Consider the following 19,348-nt stretch of genomic DNA (forward strand, 5'->3'; position numbering starts at 1 on the left):
TGTACTCAAGCTTTGGCGAAACGCACGGAGTTTCAGTGATGGCCAGATGAAACGACTGCACGCTGGCGTTCACTGGCCGGCGTGCCTGCGAGGCTGGGCTGCGCGCCCCCTGTAGGAGCTGGCTCGCCTGCGAAGGCCTGCAGAGCAGGCCTAATCCAGTCTCCGCAGAATTGGGACCGCTGCGCGGTCCTTTCGCGGGCAAGCCACGCTCCTACAGCGCCGGTAGCCCGTCACTCCTCGGCGAACGCCGCCTGCGCATCCCAGCCGCCACCCAGCGCGGCGATCAACTGCACGCTGGCCACCAGCCTTCCCTGCAGCAGGGTCAGCACGCTGCGCTCGTTGCTCAGCGCGGTGGTCTGCACGTTGACCACATCCAGGTAGCCGATCAACCCGGCCTTGTACTGGTTCTCGGTCAGGCGCAGCGACTCCCGCGCCGATTCCAGTGCCTGCTGGCGTATCTCGGCCTCGTCGGCGTAGACCTTGAGCTGCACCAGGTAGTTCTCCACCTCGCGGAACCCGTCCAGCACGGCCTGCCGGTACTGCGCCACGGTCTGGTCATACACCGCCACGCTGCGGTCGACTTCCGCCGAACGCTTGCCGGCATCGAACAGGGTCATGGCCAGGCTCGGCCCCACCGACCAGAAGCGGTTCGGCAGGCTGATCCAGTCACTGAAGCTGCTACTGCTGTAGCCGCCGCTCAGGCTCAGGCTCAGGTCCGGGAAGTACGCGGCGCGGGCCACGCCGATGTTGGCGTTGGCCGCCATCACCTTGCGCTCCGCCGAGGCGATGTCCGGGCGCCGCTCCAGCAACTGCGAGGGCAAGGCCAGTGGCACCTGCGGCAGCCCCGGAATATCGCGGGTCGGCGCCACGGCGAACTCGGCCGGGAGCTTGCCGAGCAGCACGGCAATGGCGTTTTCCAGCTGCGCACGCTGCCAGACCAGGTCCACCAGGTCGGCCTCGGTGCTCTTCAGCTGGGTCCGCGCCTGGGCCACCGCGTCCTTGCCGGAAACCCCGGCCTGGTACTGGTTCTCGGTCATCTTCAGCGAACGCCGATACGCCGCCAGGGTGGCTTCGAGCAGACGCTTCTGTTCGTCCATCACCCGCAACTGCAGGTAGTTCTGCACCAGTTCCGACTGCAGGCTCAAGCGTATCGCCGCCAGGTCCGCGAGGCTGGCCTGGGCACTGGCCTGGTTGGCATCGAGGCCTTCGCGCAGCTTGCCCCACAGGTCGATTTCCCAGCTCACCCCCAGTTGCGCGTTGTAGGTGTCGCGGATCCCGCTGCTGCTGTTGCTCAGGCTCGAACTGCTGCTGCCGGTGCCCTGGCTGGAACGGGTCTTGCCCGCGCTCAGGTCGAGACTGGGAAACAGCGCCGCCCGCGAGCTGCGCACCAGAGCCTGGGCCTGGCGGTACTGGGCGGCGTACTGCTGCACGGTCTGGTTGCCGGCATTCAACTCCTCGACCAGGCCGTTGAGCTGCGCATCGCCGTACAGCTCCCACCAGGCGCCGCGGGCCAGGGCGTCGGAAGGATTGGCCCGGGTCCAGCCCTCGGCATGCTTGAACGGCACCTCGGTGTGCATCTCGGGGCGCTGGTAGTCCGGGCTCAGGGTACAGGCGCTGAGCATCGCCAGGCACAGCCCGGCGCCCAGCAGGCGCGAGCCGCGAGCACCGAGCAGGCGCATCAGCGAAGGGTCGGAAAGAAACGAACGTTGGCTCATAGCGGGGTTTCCAGGGCAGCGTCGGTCCGCACTCCGCGCCAGCGGTTGAAGCGATGGCGCAGGCGGTCCAGGTAGAGATAGACCACCGGGGTGGTGTAAAGCGTGAGCACCTGGCTGAAGACCAGGCCGCCGATGATGGTCAGCCCCAGCGGCTGGCGCATTTCCGAGCCTTCGGCGCTGCCCAGCAGCAGCGGCAAGGCGCCGAGGATCGCCGCCAGGGTGGTCATCAGGATCGGCCGCAGGCGCAGCAGGCAGGCGCGGCGGATCGATTCGTCCGGGCTCAGGCCGTCATTGCGCTCCAGTTGCAGGGCCAGGTCGATCATCAGGATGGCGTTCTTCTTCACCACGCCGATCAGCAGGAACAGGCCCAGCAGGGAGATCAGGCTGAACTCGCCTCCCGTCACGTACAGGGTGAGCAAGGCCCCTACTCCGGCCGACGGCAAGGTTGAAAGGATGGTCAGCGGATGAATGTAGCTCTCGTAGAGAATGCCCAGCACCAGGTACACCAGCACCAGGGCGCCGAGAATCATCAGCGGCTGGCCTTCCTGGGTCTTGGCGAAGGCGTTGGCGGTGCCGCCGAGCTTGGCGATCACCGCTTCCGGCAGGCCCAGTTTCGCCACCGCGCGCTCCACCGCGGCCAGGGCCTGGTCGGTGCTGTGGCCCTCGGCGACATCGAAGGAGATGTCCTCGGAGGCGAACTGCCCTTCGTGGCTGACGCGGTCGTTGGCCAGGCTGTTCTCGTAGCGGGCGAAGGTCGCCAGCGGCACCCGCGCGCCGTCGGCGGTGATCACCTGGACCTGCTCCAGGGTGCTCGGGTCCTGGGCGTATTTCGGGTTGATCTCCATCACCACCTGGTACTGGTTGAGGCTGTCGTAGATGGTCGAGATCTGCCGCTGGCTGTAGGCGTTGTTGAGCACCGCGGTGACCATGTTCATGTCGATGCCCAGGCGCTTGGCCTGTTCGCGGTCGACCACCAGGGTCACCTGCTGGGTACCGCTGCCGTCGCGGGCGTCGATGGCGGTCAGTTCCGGCAGCGCGCGCAGCGCCGCCACCACTTTCGGGTACCACTCGCGCAGGGCCGCGAGGTCGCCGCTCTGCAGGGTGTAGAGGTATTGCGAGGTGGTCTGGTCGCGACCGCCGCCGCCCAGTTGCAGGTCCTGGTCGGCCATCAGGAACAGGCGTCCGCCGGGGACCAGCGGCATGTTCTTGCGCAGCCGCTCGATCACCGCCTGGGCGTCGAGCTTGCGCTCCTTGATCGGCTTCAGGCGCACCAGGACCATGGCGTTGTTGGTGCCGCTGTTGCCGCCGATGAAGCCGGCCACGCTCTGCACCGCCGGGTCGGCGAGCAAGGCGCGGCGGTAGATCTCCATCTTCGGCTGCATGACGCTGAACGACAGGCCGTCGTCGCCCCGGATGAAACCCTGCAACTGGCCGGTGTCCTGCTGCGGCATCAGGGTCTTGGGCACCACCACGTAGAGGGCGATATTGACGCCGACGGCGACGAACAGGCTGAGCAGGGTCAGGCGCCGATGACGCAGGGCCCAGCCCAGGCTGCGGTCGTAGCCGGCGACCATGCGCTGGTTGACCCGGTCGCTCCAGCGCTGCAGGCGGGTCGGCCCGGCGTCGCGCGCATGGGGCTTGAGCCAGCGCGCGCAGAGCATCGGGGTCAGGGTCAGGGACACCAGCAGGGAGACGACGATCGCCGCCGCCATGGTGATCGAGAACTCGCGGAACAGCGCGTTGACGATGCCGCCCATGAACAGGATGGAAACGAACACCGCCACCAGCGAGACGTTCATCGACAGCAGGGTGAAGCCCACTTCCTGCGCGCCGAGGTAGGCCGCGCGCAGCGGCGGCTGGCCGTCCTCGATATGCCGGGAGATGTTCTCCAGCACCACGATGGCGTCGTCCACCACCAGGCCGGTGGCGAGGATCAGCGCCATCAGCGACAGGTTGTTCAGGGAGAAACCGCACAGGTACATGACCGCGAAGGTGCCCACCAGCGACACCGGCACCGCCAGGGTCGGGATCAGCGAGGCGCGGAAGTTGCCGAGGAACAGGTACACCACCAGCACCACCAGCACCACGGCGATCAGCAGGGTGTGCTCGGCTTCCTTGAGGGTCGCCTTGATCACCGGCGAGCGGTCCATGGCGATGTCCAGCTTGACGCTGGACGGCAGCAGCGACTGCAGGGCCGGCAACTGTGCCTTGATCTGCTCGACGGTCTCGATGATGTTGGCGTTGGTCTGCCGGTTGATCACGATCAGCACGGCCTGCTGGTCGTTGAAGAAGCCGCTGTTGTAGCGGTTCTCCACCCCGTCGCTGACCTTGGCCACATCGCTCAGGCGCAGCAGCGAACCGTCCTGGTAGCGGATCACCAGCGGCTCGTAGTCCCTGGCCTTCTCCAACTGGTCGTTGGCGCGGACCTGCCAGTTGCGCTCGCCGTCCTCGACGAAGCCCATGGGCCGGCGCTGGTTGGCCGCGGCCACGCTTTCGCGCACGTCCTCCAGGGCCAGGCCGTACTGGGCGAGCAGCTTCGGTTGCAACTCGATGCGCACCGCCGGCAGCGAACTGCCGCCGATCTGCACCTCGCCCACCCCGGCAACCTGGGACAGGCTCTGCGACAGGATGGTCGAGGCCAGGTCGTACAGCTGGCCCTTCTGCAGCACGTCGGAGGTCAGCGACAGGACCATGATCGGCGCCTGCGACGGGTTGATCTTCTTGTACGTGGGCATGCTTTTCATGCCGCTGGGCAGCAGGTTGCGCGTGGCGTTGATCGCCGCCTGCACTTCCCGCGCGGCGCCGTCGATGTCGCGACCGAGGTCGAAACCGAGGATCACCCGGGTCGAGCCCTGGCTGGAGCCGCTGGTCAGGGTGGTGACCCCGGCGATGGTGCCGAGCTTGCGCTCCAGCGGCGTCGCCACCGTGGCCGCCATCACTTCGGGGCTGGCCCCGGGCAGGCTGGCCGAGACCACGATCACCGGGAAGTCCATCTGCGGCAGCGGCGCCACCGGCAGCAGGCCGAAGCTCACACCGCCCAGGAGCATGATCGCCAGGCTCAGGAGCATGGTCGCCACCGGGCGACGGATGAAGGGCGCGGACAGGTTCACGACAGGCCCCCGCTCAGTCGGCGAACGGCGCTCATGCGTGTTCTCCCGCGGCATCGGCCTGCGGTTTGAAGCGCCGGGCCAGACGGTCGAAGTACAGGTAGATCACCGGCGTGGTGAACAGCGTCAGGACCTGGCTGACCAGCAGCCCGCCGACCATCACCAGGCCCAGCGGCTGGCGCAGCTCGGCGCCGGAGCCGGTGGCGAGCATCAGCGGCACGGCACCGAACAGCGCCGCCAGGGTGGTCATCAGGATCGGCCGGAAGCGCAGGAGCGCGGCCTGGTAGATCGCCGTGCGCGGGTCCAGGCCCTGGTGCCGCTCGGCCTCCAGGGCGAAGTCGATCATCATGATCGCGTTCTTCTTGACGATGCCGATCAGCAGGATGATGCCGATGATCGCGATCATGCCCAGGTCGTTGCCGCTGAGGATCAGCGCGAGCAAGGCGCCCACCGCCGCCGACGGCAGGGTCGAGAGGATGGTCACCGGGTGGATGTAGCTCTCGTAGAGCACGCCGAGGACGATGTACATGGTCACCACCGCGGCGAGGATCAGCAGCAGCGTGCTCGACAGCGAGGCCTGGAAGGCTTGCGCCGCGCCCTGGAAGCGGGTCTGCACGCCCAGCGGCATGCCGATGTCCTGCTGCACCTGCTCGATCAGTTGCACACCCTCGCCCAGGGACACGCCCTCGGCCAGGTTGAACGACATCATCACCGCCGGGAACTGGCCGATATGGGCGATCGCCAGTTGCGCCTGGCGCTCCTCGACCTTCGCCAGGGCCGACAGGCGCACCTGGCTGCCGGCGGCGGTCTTGACGTAGATCTGCTCCAGCGCCCTGGCCCCGAGGCTGGACGCCGCCTCGGCCTGCAGCACCACGCGGTACTGGCTGGCCTGGGTATAGATGGTGGAGATCTGCCGCTGGCCGAAGGCGTCGTACAGGGCGTTGGTGATTTCCGCAACGGTCACGCCCAGGCGGCTGGCGGCGTCGCGGTCGATCACCAGGTAGACCTGCAGGCCCTTGTCCTGCAGGTCGCTGGCCACATCGGTGAGCTGCGGGTACTGCTGCAGGGTGTGGACCAGCTTGTCGCTCCACTCGGCGAGCATCGCCGCGTCCGGCGAGGACAGGCTGAACTGGTACTGGGTGCGGCTGACCCGGTCCTCGATGCTCAGGTCCTGCACCGGCTGCATGAACAGGCGGATGCCGCTGAGGCGGTCGACCTGCGGTTGCAGGCGGGCGATCACCTGGGCCGCGGTCAGGTCGCGCTCACCGTGAGCCTTGAGGTTGATCAGCAGGCGTCCGCTGTTGAGCGTGGCGTTGTCGCCGTCGACGCCGATATAGGACGACAGGCTCTCCACCGCCGGGTCCTGCAGGATCAGCGCGGCGAGTTCCTGCTGGCGCTGGCTCATGGCGGCGAAGGACGTCGCCTGCGGCGCCTCGGAAATGCCCTGGATCACCCCGGTGTCCTGCACCGGGAAGAAGCCCTTGGGCACGGCGAGGTAGAGCAGCACGGTAAGCCCCAGGGTCGCCACCGCCACCAGCAGGGTCAGCGGCTGGTGCCGCAGCACCCACTGCAGGGCGCTGCCGTAGCGCTCGATCGACCAGTCGATCCAGGCACCGCTGGCGCGGTAGAAACGGCCCTGCTCCGCCTCTTTCGGCTCGCGCTTGAGCAGGCGCGCGCACATCATCGGGGTCAGGGTCAGGGACACCACCAGGGAAATCAGGATCGCCACCGCCAGGGTGATGGCGAACTCGCGGAACAGCCGCCCGACCACGTCGGCCATGAACAGCAGCGGAATCAGCACCGCGATCAGCGAGAAGGTCAGGGAAATCAGGGTGAAGCCGATCTGCTTCGCGCCCTTCAGCGCTGCCTGCAACGGCGTTTCGCCCTCTTCTATATGCCGGGAGATGTTCTCCAGCATGACGATGGCATCGTCCACCACGAAGCCGGTGGCGATGGTCAGGGCCATCAGGGTCAGGTTGTTGATGGAGAACCCGGCCAGGTACATGACGCCGAAGGTGCCGATCAGCGACAGCGGCACGGCGATGGACGGAATCAGGGTGGCGCTGACCCGGCGCAGGAACAGGAAGGTCACCATCACCACCAGGGCGATGGCGATCAGCAGTTCGTGCTGCACGTCCTTGACCGAGGCGCGAATGGTCTGGGTGCGGTCGGTGAGCACCACCACATCGAGGCCGGCCGGCAGGTTGTCGGTGATCTCCGGGAGCATGCTCTTGATCCGGTCCACCACCTCGATGACGTTGGCTCCCGGCTGGCGCTGGATGTTCAGCAGCACTGCCTGGTTCTGGTTGGCCCAGGCCGCCAGGCGCTCGTTCTCGGCGCCGTCGACGATCTCGGCGACATCCTTCAGGCGCAGCGGCGCGCCGTTGTTGTAGGCGAGGATGAGGTTGGCGTATTCCTCGGGGGAGCGCAGCTGGTCGTTGGCGTCGAGCATCGACACCCGGGTCGGGCCGTCGAAGTTGCCCTTGGGCTGGTTGACGTTGGAGGCGCCGATCAGGCTGCGCACGTCGGCCAGGTTGAGTCCCGCCGCGGCCAGGGCCTCGGGGTTGACCTTGATCCGCACCGCCTGGCGCTGGCCGCCGGCGATGCTGACCATGCCGACGCCGCTGATCTGGGCGATCTTCTGCGCCATGCGCGTGTCGACCAGGTCGTTGAGCTTGGGCAGCGGCATGGTCTTCGAGGAAACCGCCAAGGTCAGCACCGGGGTGTCCGCCGGGTTGACCTTGTTGTACACCGGCGGTGCCGGCAGGTCGCTGGGCAGCAAGTTGCTGGCGGCATTGATCGCCGCCTGGACCTGCTGCTCGGCGACGTCCATGTTCATTTCCAGGCTGAAGCGCAGGGTCAGCACCGAGGCGCCGCCGGAGCTGGTCGAAGCCATCTGCTCCAGGCCCGGCATCTGCCCGAACTGGCGTTCCAGCGGCGCGGTCACCGCGCTGGTCATCACCTGCGGGCTGGCGCCGGGGTACAGGGTCATGACCCGGATAGTCGGATAGTCGACCTGCGGCAAGGCCGCCACCGGCAGCAGCTGGTAAGCGATCAGGCCGGCCAGGACGATGGCCAGCATGCTCAGGGTGGTGGCGACCGGGCGGAGAATGAACAGGCGCGAGAGGTTCATGCGCCAGCCTTGCCGTTGCGCGCCGGGGCCTCGGACTCCGAGACATCGGGCTTGTCCTGGCCCTGCAGGTGCTGGCCGGGGCTGGCCGGGACCTGGGCGGGATCGTCGACCACATCCACCTTGGTGCCGTCACGCAGGCGGTCGGTGCCTTCCAGCACGACCCGCTCGCCCTTGGCCAGGCCTTCCTCGATCACGGTCTGGTCGCCATCGCTGGCGCCGACCTTGAGCTTGCGGATATGCACCTTGCTCTCCCCGTCGACGACATAGACGAAGGTGCCGTCGGTGCCGAACTGGATCGCCGCCGACGGGGCCAGGACCACGTCCTTGCGGGTGTCGGCGAGCAGCCGCACGTTGACGAACTGGTTGGGGAACAGCGCCTCGTCGTTGTTCTCGAAGCGTGCCTTGAACTTCAGGGTGCCGGTGGTGGTGTCGATCTGGTTGTCGATGCTGTTCAGCACGCCGCTGGCCTGCTGGCGGGTGTCGCCGCGGTCCCAGGCTTCCACCGGCAGCGGCGCGCCGCTGCGGAAGCGACCGAGCACGGTGTTCAGATCGTTTTCCGGCAGGGTGAAGGCCACGGTGATCGGCCGGGTCTGGGTGATCACCACCAGCGCGGTGGCGTCGTTGGCCGCCACCAGGTTGCCGAGGTCGAGCTGGCGCAGGCCGAGGCGGCCGCTGATCGGCGCGCGGATCCTGGTGAAGTCGAGATTCAGCCGGGCATCGCCGACCGCCGCCTGATTGGTCTTGATCGTGCCCTGGTACTGGGCGACCAGCGCCTCCTGGGTATCGAGGGTCTGCTTGGCGATGCTGTCTTCGGCGTACAGGCCCTTGTAGCGGGCCAGGTCGATCTGCGCGTTCTTCAGTTGCGCCTGGTTCTGCGCCAGGGTGCCTTCGGCCTGTTGCAGGGCGATCTGGTAGCTGCGCGGGTCGATTTCCGCGAGCAGGTCGCCGGCCTTGACCTGCTGGCCTTCCTGGAAGTGGATCTTGACCAGCTCCCCCGCCACCCGGCTGCGCACGTTGACCGTGTTGGTCGCGGTCACGGTACCGAGAGCCTTGTAGTAGAGCGGGAAGTCGCCGACCGTGGCCGGCGCCACGCGCACCGGCACACTGGCCGTGGACGAGCCGAAGCCCGGCCGTCCCGGACCGCCCATCGGACCGCGGCGACCGCCGCCCTGGGCCTTGGCTTCGCCCTTGGCGGCCGGCGCGGTGTGGCTCGCCGGCGCAGGCCACAGCCACCAGCACAGGCCGGCGATCACCAGGAGAATCAACAGGCTGAAGAGCCAGCGACGGGAGGAACGGGAGGAAGATTGCATCGGGTTCTCGACCATGAGTACGCAGGAAACTTTGAAGGAGGCTGAACGATAAGCACTTGAGACGCTTTAGCAAAGCGCCTTTACCGGCAATTTACCGATCGCTGACGTTGCCAAGGTCCTGAACTGTAAACAAAAACGGCCTGGACAGAGCCAGGCCGTTTCAATGTTTTACATTTGTCGGCGAAGGATGCCGACCGCGCCCTTTATTTCAGGGCAGCCAGCGCTGCGTCGTAGTTCGGCTCGTCGGCGATTTCACCAACCAGCTCGCTGTGCAGCACCTTGTCGTTCTCGTCGACCACGACCACCGCACGGGCAGCCAGGCCGGCCAGAGGACCGTTGGCGATGGCCACGCCGTAGTTTTCCAGGAACTCGCGGCCGCGCAGGGTCGACAGGTTCTTGACGTTGGTCAGGCCTTCGGCACCGCAGAAACGCGCCTGGGCGAACGGCAGGTCGGCGGAGATGCACAGCACGACGGTGTTGGCCAGATCGCTGGCCTGGGCGTTGAACTTGCGCACGGAAGTGGCGCAGGTCGGGGTGTCGACGCTCGGGAAGATGTTCAGCACTTTGCGCTTGCCGGCGAAGTCTTTCAGCGACACGTCGGCCAGGCCTTCGCCGACCAGCGAGAACGCCGGAGCCTGTGCGCCGGTCTTCGGCAGCTCGCCATTGACCTGAACCGGGTTGCCTTTGAGAGTCACTTGAGCCATGAGCGGAGTCCTTATGCGGGGATTGAAGGACCCAGAGTTAAGCACGAAAGTGCGCGCGCACCTATGGGGGAATGCAAATTGTTGAATTTCCAGACAATGTTTGTGGACAATCCGCCAGCTCATTGCCGAACAATCGGGCCTGCTGTCGCAGGCCTTCCCGAGCAAGCTCGCTCCCACAATGACCCGTTCGCCTGTGGGAGCGAGCTTGCTCGCGAAGGACCGCGACAGCGGGCCCGATACCTCAAGGCAACAGCGAGTACACCACCGACGACAACGCCACCAGCCCCACCACCACGACGAACACATTGGACAGCTTGCCGCTGTACTTGCGCATCGCCGGCACGCGGCGGATCGCGTACATCGGCATGAGGAACAGGATCGCCGCGATCACCGGGCCGCCCATGGACTCGATCATGCCGAGGATGCTCGGGTTGAGGGTGGCGACGATCCAGCACACCACCAGCATCAGCGCCGCGGTGACGCGGTCCAGGGTCTTCGCGTCGGGGCGCTTGCCGGTCTTCAGGATCATGCCCTTCAGGCCCTCGCTGGCACCGATGTAGTGACCGAGGAACGACTTGGCGATGGCGACGAAGGCGATCAGCGGCGCGGCGAAGGCAATGGTCGGGTTGCTGAAGTGGTTGGCCAGGTAGGACAGGATCGACAGGTTCTGTGCCTTGGCCTCGGCCAGTTGCGCCGGGGACAGGGTCAGCACGCAGCTGAAGACGAAGAACATGACCATGGCCACCATCAGCAGGTGGGCACGGACGAGGATCTGCCCGCTGCGCTCGTCGGCGTGGTCACCGTAGCGGCGTTTCTGGTCGACGGCGAAGGCCGAGATGATCGGCGAGTGGTTGAAGGAGAACACCATCACCGGGATCGCCAGCCACAGGGTGTGCAGCAAGGCGCTGCCGCCGGGCAGGCCGGTGGCGGTGCTGAGGATGCCGCCGTTCCAGTGCGGGATGAGGAACACCGCGAGGAACGCCAGGGCGACGATGAACGGATAGACCAGCAGGCTCATGGCCTTGACCGTGGCCTGCTCGCCGCAACGGACCACGCCCAGCAGGCCGAGGATCAGCACGAAGGACAGCAGCGCGCGCGGCGGCGGCTGGATGTGCAGTTGGTGCTCGAGGAAGCTGCCGACGGTGTTGGTCAGGGCCACCGAATAGATCAGCAGGATCGGGAAGATGGCGAGGAAATACAGGACGGTGATCAGTGCCCCGGCGCTGAGGCCGAAGTGCTCCTCGACCACCTCGGTGATATCGCCGCTGTCGCGTCCGGAAAGGACGAAGCGGGTCAGGCCGCGGTGCGCGTAGTAGGTCATCGGGAAGGCCAGCAGCGCCAGGATCAGCAGCGGCCAGAAGCCGCCGAGGCCGGCGTTGATCGGCAGGAACAGGGTTCCGGCGCCGATGGCGGTGCCGAACAGGCCGAGCATCCAGGTGGTGTCATGACGATCCCAGCTGGCGAGGCGCGCGGCGGGGGTGGATTCAAAGCGTTGTTCAACGCTCGGGGACTGCTCGTTCATTCCGGGTGCAACTCCACTCGCAAGACTGCAACAGCACCGGAAGCGGCTGAATAGACACCTCAGCACACCCCGGCCCTAAAAGAGGGGCGCGATTGTGCGCTGATTGGTTGCACTTGCAAAGCCCTGCCCGAGGAATGGTTGCACCTTTGCGCTGCATCCCCGGTTGCGCCCCGCGTTCCTACGGGGGAATGAACTGCGCCCCGGATGTTGGCGGGGCGCAGTTCAGAGGCGTGACAGCGCTTATTGCACGGCCGCGAACGCCTCGGCCACCTGCTGCAGGTTGTCCGGACGCAGGCCCGACATGCACACCCGGCCGCTGTCGATCAGGTACACGCCGAATTCGTCACGCAGGCGACGCACCTGGGCGACGCTGAAACCGGTGTAGCTGAACATGCCGCGCTGGCTGAGGAAGAACGAGAAGTCCTGCCCCGGCAGCAGCACCGCCAGCGCATCCACCAGGCCCTGGCGCATCTCCAGGATACGCAGGCGCATCTGCTCCACTTCCGCCGCCCACTGGGCATTCAGGCCGGTGTCGTTGAGCACCGCGGCCACCAGTTGCGCGCCGAAGGCGGGCGGGCTGGAGTAGTTGCGGCGCACGGTGGCCTTGAGCTGGCCGAGCACGCTCTGCTGGGTCTCGGCGTCGTCGCAGACCACCGACAGGCCGCCGACCCGCTCGCCGTACAGCGAGAAGATCTTCGAGAACGAGTTGCTGACCAGGCACGGCACACCGGCCCGGGCCGCTTCGCGGATGGCGAAGGCGTCGTCCACCAGGCCCGCGCCGAAGCCCTGGTAGGCGATGTCGAGGAACGGAATCAGGTTGCGCGCCTTGACCACCTCGATCACCTGTTGCCACTGGGCCTGGTCCAGGTCGACGCCGGTGGGGTTGTGGCAGCACGGGTGGAGCAGAACGATGCTGTTGGCCGCCAGGCTCTGCAGGCTGGCGAGCATGCCGGCGAAATCGACGCCGCGGGTGGTCGGCTCGAAGTACGGATAGGTGTGCACCTTGAAGCCGGCGCCTTCGAAGATCGCGCGGTGGTTGTCCCAGGTCGGATTGCTGACCCAGACCTCGGACTCGGGGAAGTAGCGCTTGAGGAAGTCGGCGCCGACCTTCAGCGCGCCGGAGCCGCCGACGGTCTGCACGGTGGCGACGCGACCGCTGGTGACCGCCGGGTGATCGGCGCCGAACAGCAGGTTCTGGATCGCCTGACGGTAGCCGGCGAGGCCTTCCATCGGCAGGTACAGCGAGGCTTCATGGGGCTTGGCGGCCAGGCGCCGCTCCGCCTCGCCCACCGCCGCCAGCTGTGGCACCACGCCGGCGGCGTCGTAATACAGGCCGATGCTCAGGTTGACCTTGTTGGCACGCGGATCGGTCTTGAAGGTTTCCATCAGGGACAGAATCGGGTCACCGGCATAGGCATCGACATGTTTGAACACAGCGCACAACTCCTTGGGAGAGGATCAATCGAACAAAGTGTGTCGAGAATACCCGGAGTAGGGCCCGAGGAACATGCCTCCTGCGCAACCGGTATGTGCATGAATGCATGAATTCGAAACGGCACAGATCCCACAGGGAATCCTGCCAGCCACACAGTCCTGGCCCGGCACGGAACCTGTGGGAGCTGGTCTTGCCAGCGATGAGGCCGGCAAGGACAAAGAGGTTGCCTGGTCGGGCCCTATCGCTGCATGGGTATCTACACATCTCTGAAAACCTGGCGGGAACCGCATCAAGGCCGCCAGGTGCCTGTCTTGAGCCTTGCAGCGCCCTCCAGATCGAGCGCCGCCCGCGCGGCGCATCGCGGGCAATGCCCGCTCCCACATCGGTTGCAACGTGCCATGGCCTGTGGGATTTGAGTTGTCAGCCTTTGTTTTTTCGGCGATGCATCGCGGGGAGGCTGTTGGGCTCGACTCGGTATCGAGTCGAACCAACAAGGCGGTCAACCATGGCCTGTCAGGCATAGGCACGTTGCAACCGATGTGGGAGCGGGCCTTGCCCGCGATGCGCCGCGCGGGCGGCGCTCGATCTCACAGGCGCTACAACACTCAAGACAGGCACCTGGCGGCCTTCATGCGGTTTCCCGCCAGGCCGTCAAAGTTGTGTAGATACCCATGCCGATCGCTGGCAAGCCAGCGCCCACAGGGATCAACTCAAGCCAGCGCCTGCAACTGCTCCCACTCCTCCGCCGTCACACTCACCCCCTCCCGCGCCGACTTCGCCCGTTCCTTGAACCGTCGCGCCCCCGGCATCCGCGTCACCCCCACCGCCTCCATCTGCCGCGCCAGCTCGCGGCTGCGCTCGGCGAAACGCTCACCCTGGGCCAGGCTCGGGTCAATGACGATCAGCAATTGCCCGGTCCACGGCGTCTTCGCCCCCGGGTGCTGCGACCAGTCGAACTCGAAGGAGAAGTTGCCCCCGGTCAGCGCCGCCGCCAGCAACTCCACCATCATCGACAGGGCCGAGCCCTTGTGCCCGCCGAACGGCAGCAGCGCGCCACCGTCGAGAATCGCCGCCGGATCGCGGGTCGGCTGGCCCGCACGGTCCACGCCCATGCCCTCCGGCAGCAGTTCGCCCTTGCGCGCGGCGATCTGCACGTCGCCATGGGCGATGGCGCTGGTGGCCATGTCGAAGACGATCGGCGCCCCACCCGCGCACGGCGCGGCGAAGGCGATCGGGTTGGTGCCGAACAACGGCCGCTGCGCGCCCTCGGGGACCACGCAGGTCATGCTGTTGACCACGCTCAGCGCCACCAGGCCCTCGTCGGCGAAAGGCTCGACATCCGGCCACAGCGCGGCGAAATGATGGGAATTGTGGATCGCCAGCACGGCGATGCCGGCACTGCGCGCCTTGCGCACCAGCAAGTCGCGCGCCGCCGCCAGGGCCGGCTGGGCGAAACCGCCGCCGGCATCGACGCTGACATAACCACTGGCGACATCCCGCACCACCGGCTCGGCCCGGCCGGCAACCCAGCCACTGGCCAGGGTCGAGACATACCCCGGAATACGGAATACCCCATGGCTGTGGGCGCCATCGCGCTGGGCACTGGCGCAGTTGGCGGCCAGCACGCCGGCTACCGACTCGCTGCAACCGTGGCGGACGAAGATGCGCTGCAACAGGTTGACCAGCTCGGCGAACGGAATCTGTCTGGCAGGTGCGGACATCTGAAGCTCCCTTGATTGGAATTGGACGGGGAACAGCGACAGCAATGAACAGGACTTTCCTCGCATGACAGTAATCTGTCAAATATTGACTTCATGACAGAAAACATTCATTTTCTGCCTCCAGCACCACCGCCAGCGAGAACGCGCCGTGAGCCAACCGATCAAGCAACGCCTGGAAAACAGCCTGCACGATGCCTCGGCCTCGGGTCGCAAGATCGCTACCTACATGCTCGCCCATCTCACCGACCTGCCCTTCGAAACCTCGGCCAGCCTGGCGCAGAAGATCGGGGTCAGCGAGTCCAGCGTCGGGCGCTTCTGCCGCGCCCTCGGCTACGAACACCTGAAAGCGCTGAAGCAGGACCTCAAGGACGACCTCGGTGACGGTCCGTGGCTGGTGGGCGATCGACTGCAAGAATTCCGCCAACAGCCTGGCGATGACGGCGAAGGCCGCAGCCTGGAACTGGAAATCGCCGCCCTGGTGCGGGTCCACGAATACCGCCGCACGCCCGAATGGGACATCGCCGCGCAGCGCCTGGCCGAACGCCCGCGGGTGTTCATCGCCGGTTTCCAGACCGAGCGCGGCATCGCCCAGTGCATGAGCCACCTGCTGCAGTACCTGCGCGACGGCGTGCAGGTGGTGGACGGCAGCGCCGGGCACTTCGGCGAAGTGCTGCTGGGCGACCCTGCCCGCTGCGCGCTGGTGGTCTTCGAGGCGCGCCGCTATTCGCGCCATGCCCTGCTGCTGTGTCGCAAGGCACGGGAAGCGGGCATCCCGGTAACACTGGTTACCGACACCTTCTGTGACTGGGCCGATGCCAACGCCGACGAGGTGTTCCGCATCCCCACCCAGTTCAACCTGTTCTGGGAGTCCACCGCGACGATGCTGTCGTGGGTACACCTGATGGTCAACGAGGTCTGCCGGAAACTCGGGCCTGATGTTGAAAAACGCTTGGACGCAACTGCCGCTCTACACAACGAGTTCGTTGGCTACACGTCAACGGCAAAACAATAGCCAGAGAGTGCATTCACAGATCGAGGTGTCAGATGAAACCTGTCATTCGTTTCGCGGGGGCCTGCGCATTGCTGCTGGCCGGCATCACGTCGGCCCAGGGCGAAACCCTGAAGATCGCCACGGAAGGCGCCTACCCACCCTTCAACTACGTTGATTCGGACAACACCCTGCACGGCTTCGATGTGGATATCGCCAAGGCGCTGTGCGAACGCATGAAAGTCGAGTGCACCCTGGTCGCCCAGGATTGGGAAGGCATCATTCCGGCGCTGATCGCGCGCAAGTACGACGCGGTGGTGGCGTCGATGATCGACACCGAGGAACGGCGCAAGAAGATTGCCTTCACCCAGCATTACTACCGCACCCCGCTGTCGGTGGCGGTCGCCAGGGACAGCGAGATCAGCGACGCGCAGACCGATTTCAAAGGCTACACCGTCGGCGCCCAGGCCTCCTCGACCCAGGCCATCTACGCCGAGGACGTCTACGGCAAGGCCGGCGCCGACGTGAAGCTGTACCCGACCCTCGACGAAGCCAACGCCGACCTCGCCGCCGGCCGCCTGGACGGGGTCATCGCCGACAAGTTCCCGCTGCTGGAATGGCTGAAAAAGACCGGCAAGGACTGCTGCAAGGCCCTGGGCGACGTCAATGGCACCCGCGCCGACGCGGCGATCGCCGTGCGCAAGGAAGACGATGCCCTGCGCGAGCGGCTGAACACGGCGCTGGCGGCGATCGTGGCGGATGGCACCTACCAGAAGATCGCCGGCAAGTACTTCGATTTCGATATCTACCACTGAAGCACTGGCATCCCCCTCTCCGTAGGAGCTGGCTCGTCGGAGTGCCGAACCACTGCGAAGGACCGCGAAGCGGTCCCCGATAGCGGTGAGGTCTGGGACCGCTATGCGGTCCTTCGCAGGCAAGCCAGCTCCTACAGGGTCATGCGCACAAGGGTTCCGACCATGCTCGACCAACTCTCCCTGCTCTCCTTCGCCAGCGGCGGCTGGGGCCAGGCGCTGCTCGCCGGGGCCCTGGTGACCGTGGCCCTGGCCCTGGCCTGCCTGCCCATCGGCCTGCCCCTGGGTCTGGCCGTGGCCCTCGCCGCGCGCTCGCAGAAACGCCTGCCACGGGCCTGGGCCACACTGTTCTCCACGGTGTTCCGCGGCCTGCCCGAACTGCTCACCCTGCTCATCATCTATTACGGCTGCCAGATCGCCGCGCAGAAACTCCTCGCCGCCCTCGGCTATGAAGGCGAGGTGCTGATCAACACCTTCCTCGCCGCCATGGTCGCCTTCAGCCTGGTGTTCGCCGCGTTCTCCAGCGAAATCTGGCTGGCCGCGTTCAAGACCGTGCCCAAGGGCCAGTACGAAGCCTGCGCCGCCCTCGGCCTGCGCAAGCACACCGCCTTCGCCACGGTGATCTTCCCGCAGTTGCTGCGCATCGCCCTGCCCGGCCTGTCGAACAACTGGCTGTCGCTGCTCAAGGACACCTCGCTGGTCTCGACCATTTCCCTGGTCGACCTGATGCGCCAGACCAACCTGGCGGTCAGCGTGACCAAGGAACCGATGCTGTTCTACGGCGTCGCCTGCCTGTGCTACCTGCTGTTCTCGGCGCTGTCGGGGCGAGTGTTCAACGCCATCGAGCGGCACTACAGTCGCCATCTGCGGAGCGCCCGGACATGACTTTCGACCAACTCCTGGCCCTGGTCGTCGATCCCGACCTGCTGGAACGCTACGGCCCGCGCTTCGTCGACGGGCTGCTGGTGACGGCAAAACTGGTGGCGATCTCCTTCACCCTCGGCGCCCTGCTCGGCCTGCTCCTGGCCCTGGCGCGGATGTCGCGCCACCGCCTCGTGCAGCGCCTGAGTGCCGGCTACATCTATTTCTTCCGCGGCTCGCCGCTGCTGGCGCAACTGTTCCTGCTGTACTACGGTCTCGGTTCGCTCAAGGCCTTCTGGCAGGACGTCGGCCTGTGGTGGTTCTTCCGCGATGCCTGGTACTGCACCCTGCTCGCCTTCACCCTGAACACCGCGGCCTACCAGGCGGAGATCTTCCGCGGCAGCCTGCTCGCCGTGGCCCCGGGGCAATACGAAGCCGCCGATGCGCTGGGCCTGAAACGCTCGACCACCTTCTTCAAGGTGATCCTGCCGCAGTCGCTGGTGATCGCCGTCGGGCCGCTGGGCAACGAACTGATCCTGATGATCAAGGCCAGCGCCATCGCCTCGCTGGTGACCATCTACGATCTGATGGGCGTGACCAAACTGGCCTTCTCGCGCAGTTTCGACTTCCAGATCTATCTCTGGGCCGCCGTGCTCTACCTGCTGATCGTCGAGGCCGTGCGCCGCGGCCTGAAACTCATCGAGGCCCGCCTGGGCCGTCACCTGCGCTGAACCCTGCCGTAGAGGAACCTTTCACATGCACTGCCAAACCATCGTTCTCGGCGCCGGAATCGTCGGCGTCAGCACCGCCCTGCATCTGCAGGCGCGCGGCCGCAAGGTCGTCCTGATCGACCGCGACGAACCCGGCAGCGGCACCAGCCATGGCAACGCCGGGCTGATCGAACGCTCCAGCGTGATTCCCTATTCGTTCCCGCGCCAACTGTCGAAACTGGCCCGCTACGGTCTCAACCAGCAGTCCGACGTGCGCTTCAGCTGGCGCTACCTGCCCAAGGTCGCGCCCTGGCTGCTGAGCTACTGGCGCAACTCGGCACCGGCGCCGCTGGCCGAAGCGACCCGCGCCATGCTGCCGCTGGTGCAGCGCTGCGTGGAAGAACACGACCAGTTGATCGAAGCCGCCGGCGCCCAGGCCCTGGTCAAGGCCAACGGCTGGATCGAGGTGTACCGCGACGAGGCGGCGTTCGCCGCGGCCAAGGCCGATGCCGAGTCGCTGCGCGCCTACGGCCTGGCCTTCGAGATCCTCGACCGCCAGCAACTGCATGCGCGTGAAGGCGACCTCAGCCAGGGCGCCATCGGCGGCATCCACTGGCTCGATCCCAAGACCGTGAGCAACCCCAGCGCGCTGGTGCGCGCCTATGTGGCGCTGTTCGTGCAACGTGGCGGCCAGTTCATCCACGGCGATGCACGCAGCCTGCGCCAGGTCGGCAGTGACTGGCAGGTAGACAGCCGCCGCGGCCCGATCAGCGCCGAAGAGGTGGTGATCGCCCTCGGTCCGCAGGCCGCCGAGCTGTTCAAGCCGCTGGGCTATCGCATTCCGCTGGAAATCAAGCGTGGTTACCACGCCCATTACCGCGCGCGCCCCGGCGCGCACCTGCACCACTCGATCTGCGATGCCCAGGCCGGCTATGTCCTGGCGCCGATGGAACAGGGCATCCGCCTGACCACCGGGATCGAGTTCGCCGCCAGCGACGATGCCGCCAACGAGATCCAGTTGCAGCGCTGCGAAGCCGTGGCCCGTGGCCTGTTTCCCCTCGGCGAGCGGATCGACGAAACGCCATGGCTGGGCCGTCGCCCGTGCCTGCCGGACATGCGCCCGGTGATCGGCCCGGCCAGTCGGCACAAAGGCCTGTGGTTCAACTTCGGCCACGCCCACCACGGTCTGACCCTCGGCCCGGTAAGCGGTCGGCTGCTGGCGGAAATGATGACCGGCGCGACCCCATTCACCGACCCAGCACCTTACAGCGCCGAACGTTTCCACTGAGGCAACGAAAAAGGCCGACGCGGATGAGGCGTCGGCCTTTTT

General features: G+C 66.4%; 13 protein-coding genes. 5 read left to right on the top strand and 8 right to left on the bottom strand.

The genetic code is table 11. From position 1 onward, the window contains the following. Positions 1–230: 230 nt before the first annotated feature. From CHB99_RS11835 to CHB99_RS11870, 8 genes are all read right to left on the bottom strand, one after another. Complete coding sequence (locus CHB99_RS11835; RefSeq protein ID WP_042129820.1) at positions 231–1,715, bottom strand: efflux transporter outer membrane subunit; 1,485 nt, start codon at positions 1,713–1,715, stop codon at positions 231–233. Then, positions 1,712–4,825, bottom strand: a complete 3,114-nt coding sequence (locus CHB99_RS11840) for an efflux RND transporter permease subunit (protein ID WP_042129819.1) — start codon at positions 4,823–4,825, stop codon at positions 1,712–1,714. Before CHB99_RS11840 ends, CHB99_RS11835 begins: the two co-directional genes overlap by 4 nt. A gap of 31 nt (positions 4,826–4,856) precedes the next feature. Beyond that, a complete protein-coding gene (locus tag CHB99_RS11845) occupies positions 4,857–7,955 on the bottom strand; it encodes an MdtB/MuxB family multidrug efflux RND transporter permease subunit (protein WP_042129817.1) in 3,099 nt (1,032 codons plus the stop codon). Then, on the bottom strand, positions 7,952–9,265 hold the full coding sequence (locus tag CHB99_RS11850; protein WP_042129838.1) for an MdtA/MuxA family multidrug efflux RND transporter periplasmic adaptor subunit: 1,314 nt from the start codon (positions 9,263–9,265) through the stop codon (positions 7,952–7,954). Before CHB99_RS11850 ends, CHB99_RS11845 begins: the two co-directional genes overlap by 4 nt. 203 nt (positions 9,266–9,468) lie before the next feature. Further along, on the bottom strand, positions 9,469–9,969 hold the full coding sequence (gene tpx / locus CHB99_RS11855) for a thiol peroxidase (protein ID WP_042129815.1): 501 nt from the start codon (positions 9,967–9,969) through the stop codon (positions 9,469–9,471). A gap of 241 nt (positions 9,970–10,210) precedes the next feature. Further along, positions 10,211–11,491, bottom strand: coding sequence for a serine/threonine transporter (locus CHB99_RS11860; RefSeq protein ID WP_042129812.1), 1,281 nt, complete (start codon positions 11,489–11,491; stop codon positions 10,211–10,213). Between the two features lie 240 nt (positions 11,492–11,731). After that, positions 11,732–12,925 (bottom strand): amino acid aminotransferase, encoded by a 1,194-nt coding sequence (locus tag CHB99_RS11865; protein WP_042129809.1) that lies wholly within the window; start codon positions 12,923–12,925, stop codon positions 11,732–11,734. A gap of 711 nt (positions 12,926–13,636) precedes the next feature. Next, complete coding sequence (locus CHB99_RS11870; RefSeq protein ID WP_042129363.1) at positions 13,637–14,647, bottom strand: Ldh family oxidoreductase; 1,011 nt, start codon at positions 14,645–14,647, stop codon at positions 13,637–13,639. 148 nt (positions 14,648–14,795) lie between these two features. Here CHB99_RS11870 and CHB99_RS11875 point away from each other — a divergent pair, with 148 nt between their 5' ends. From CHB99_RS11875 to CHB99_RS11895, 5 genes are all read left to right on the top strand, one after another. Continuing rightward, complete coding sequence (locus CHB99_RS11875; protein WP_042129361.1) at positions 14,796–15,659, top strand: MurR/RpiR family transcriptional regulator; 864 nt, start codon at positions 14,796–14,798, stop codon at positions 15,657–15,659. A gap of 32 nt (positions 15,660–15,691) precedes the next feature. Then, the gene (locus CHB99_RS11880) at positions 15,692–16,450 is read left to right on the top strand and encodes a transporter substrate-binding domain-containing protein (RefSeq protein ID WP_042129359.1); all 759 of its coding nucleotides are present in this window, start codon (positions 15,692–15,694) and stop codon (positions 16,448–16,450) included. A 162-nt stretch (positions 16,451–16,612) separates the two neighbouring features. Continuing rightward, positions 16,613–17,332, top strand: a complete 720-nt coding sequence (locus CHB99_RS11885; protein ID WP_042129357.1) for an ABC transporter permease — start codon at positions 16,613–16,615, stop codon at positions 17,330–17,332. Beyond that, positions 17,329–18,039, top strand: a complete 711-nt coding sequence (locus CHB99_RS11890) for an ABC transporter permease (RefSeq protein ID WP_042129355.1) — start codon at positions 17,329–17,331, stop codon at positions 18,037–18,039. The genes CHB99_RS11885 and CHB99_RS11890 overlap by 4 nt, the downstream gene beginning before the upstream one ends. 25 nt (positions 18,040–18,064) lie before the next feature. Continuing rightward, positions 18,065–19,306: an NAD(P)/FAD-dependent oxidoreductase gene (locus CHB99_RS11895; protein ID WP_042129353.1), complete on the top strand. Its 1,242-nt coding sequence runs from the start codon at positions 18,065–18,067 to the stop codon at positions 19,304–19,306. The last annotated feature ends 42 nt before the right edge of the window (positions 19,307–19,348 follow it).

It is taken from the genome of Pseudomonas japonica, assembly GCF_900188455.1.
Classification (GTDB): domain Bacteria; phylum Pseudomonadota; class Gammaproteobacteria; order Pseudomonadales; family Pseudomonadaceae; genus Aquipseudomonas; species Aquipseudomonas japonica.

What these genes read in the sequence shown, in the direction of transcription:
- CHB99_RS11835 (WP_042129820.1), bottom strand. Translation starts at nt 1,715, where the DNA reads ATGAGCCAACGTTCGTTTCTTTCCGACCCTTCGCTGATGCGCCTGCTC.
- CHB99_RS11845 (WP_042129817.1), bottom strand. Translation starts at nt 7,955, where the DNA reads ATGAACCTCTCGCGCCTGTTCATTCTCCGCCCGGTCGCCACCACCCTG.
- CHB99_RS11850 (WP_042129838.1), bottom strand. Translation starts at nt 9,265, where the DNA reads ATGCAATCTTCCTCCCGTTCCTCCCGTCGCTGGCTCTTCAGCCTGTTG.
- tpx (WP_042129815.1), bottom strand. Translation starts at nt 9,969, where the DNA reads ATGGCTCAAGTGACTCTCAAAGGCAACCCGGTTCAGGTCAATGGCGAG.
- CHB99_RS11860 (WP_042129812.1), bottom strand. Translation starts at nt 11,491, where the DNA reads ATGAACGAGCAGTCCCCGAGCGTTGAACAACGCTTTGAATCCACCCCC.
- CHB99_RS11870 (WP_042129363.1), bottom strand. Translation starts at nt 14,647, where the DNA reads ATGTCCGCACCTGCCAGACAGATTCCGTTCGCCGAGCTGGTCAACCTG.
- CHB99_RS11880 (WP_042129359.1), top strand. Translation starts at nt 15,692, where the DNA reads ATGAAACCTGTCATTCGTTTCGCGGGGGCCTGCGCATTGCTGCTGGCC.
- CHB99_RS11885 (WP_042129357.1), top strand. Translation starts at nt 16,613, where the DNA reads ATGCTCGACCAACTCTCCCTGCTCTCCTTCGCCAGCGGCGGCTGGGGC.
- CHB99_RS11890 (WP_042129355.1), top strand. Translation starts at nt 17,329, where the DNA reads ATGACTTTCGACCAACTCCTGGCCCTGGTCGTCGATCCCGACCTGCTG.
- CHB99_RS11895 (WP_042129353.1), top strand. Translation starts at nt 18,065, where the DNA reads ATGCACTGCCAAACCATCGTTCTCGGCGCCGGAATCGTCGGCGTCAGC.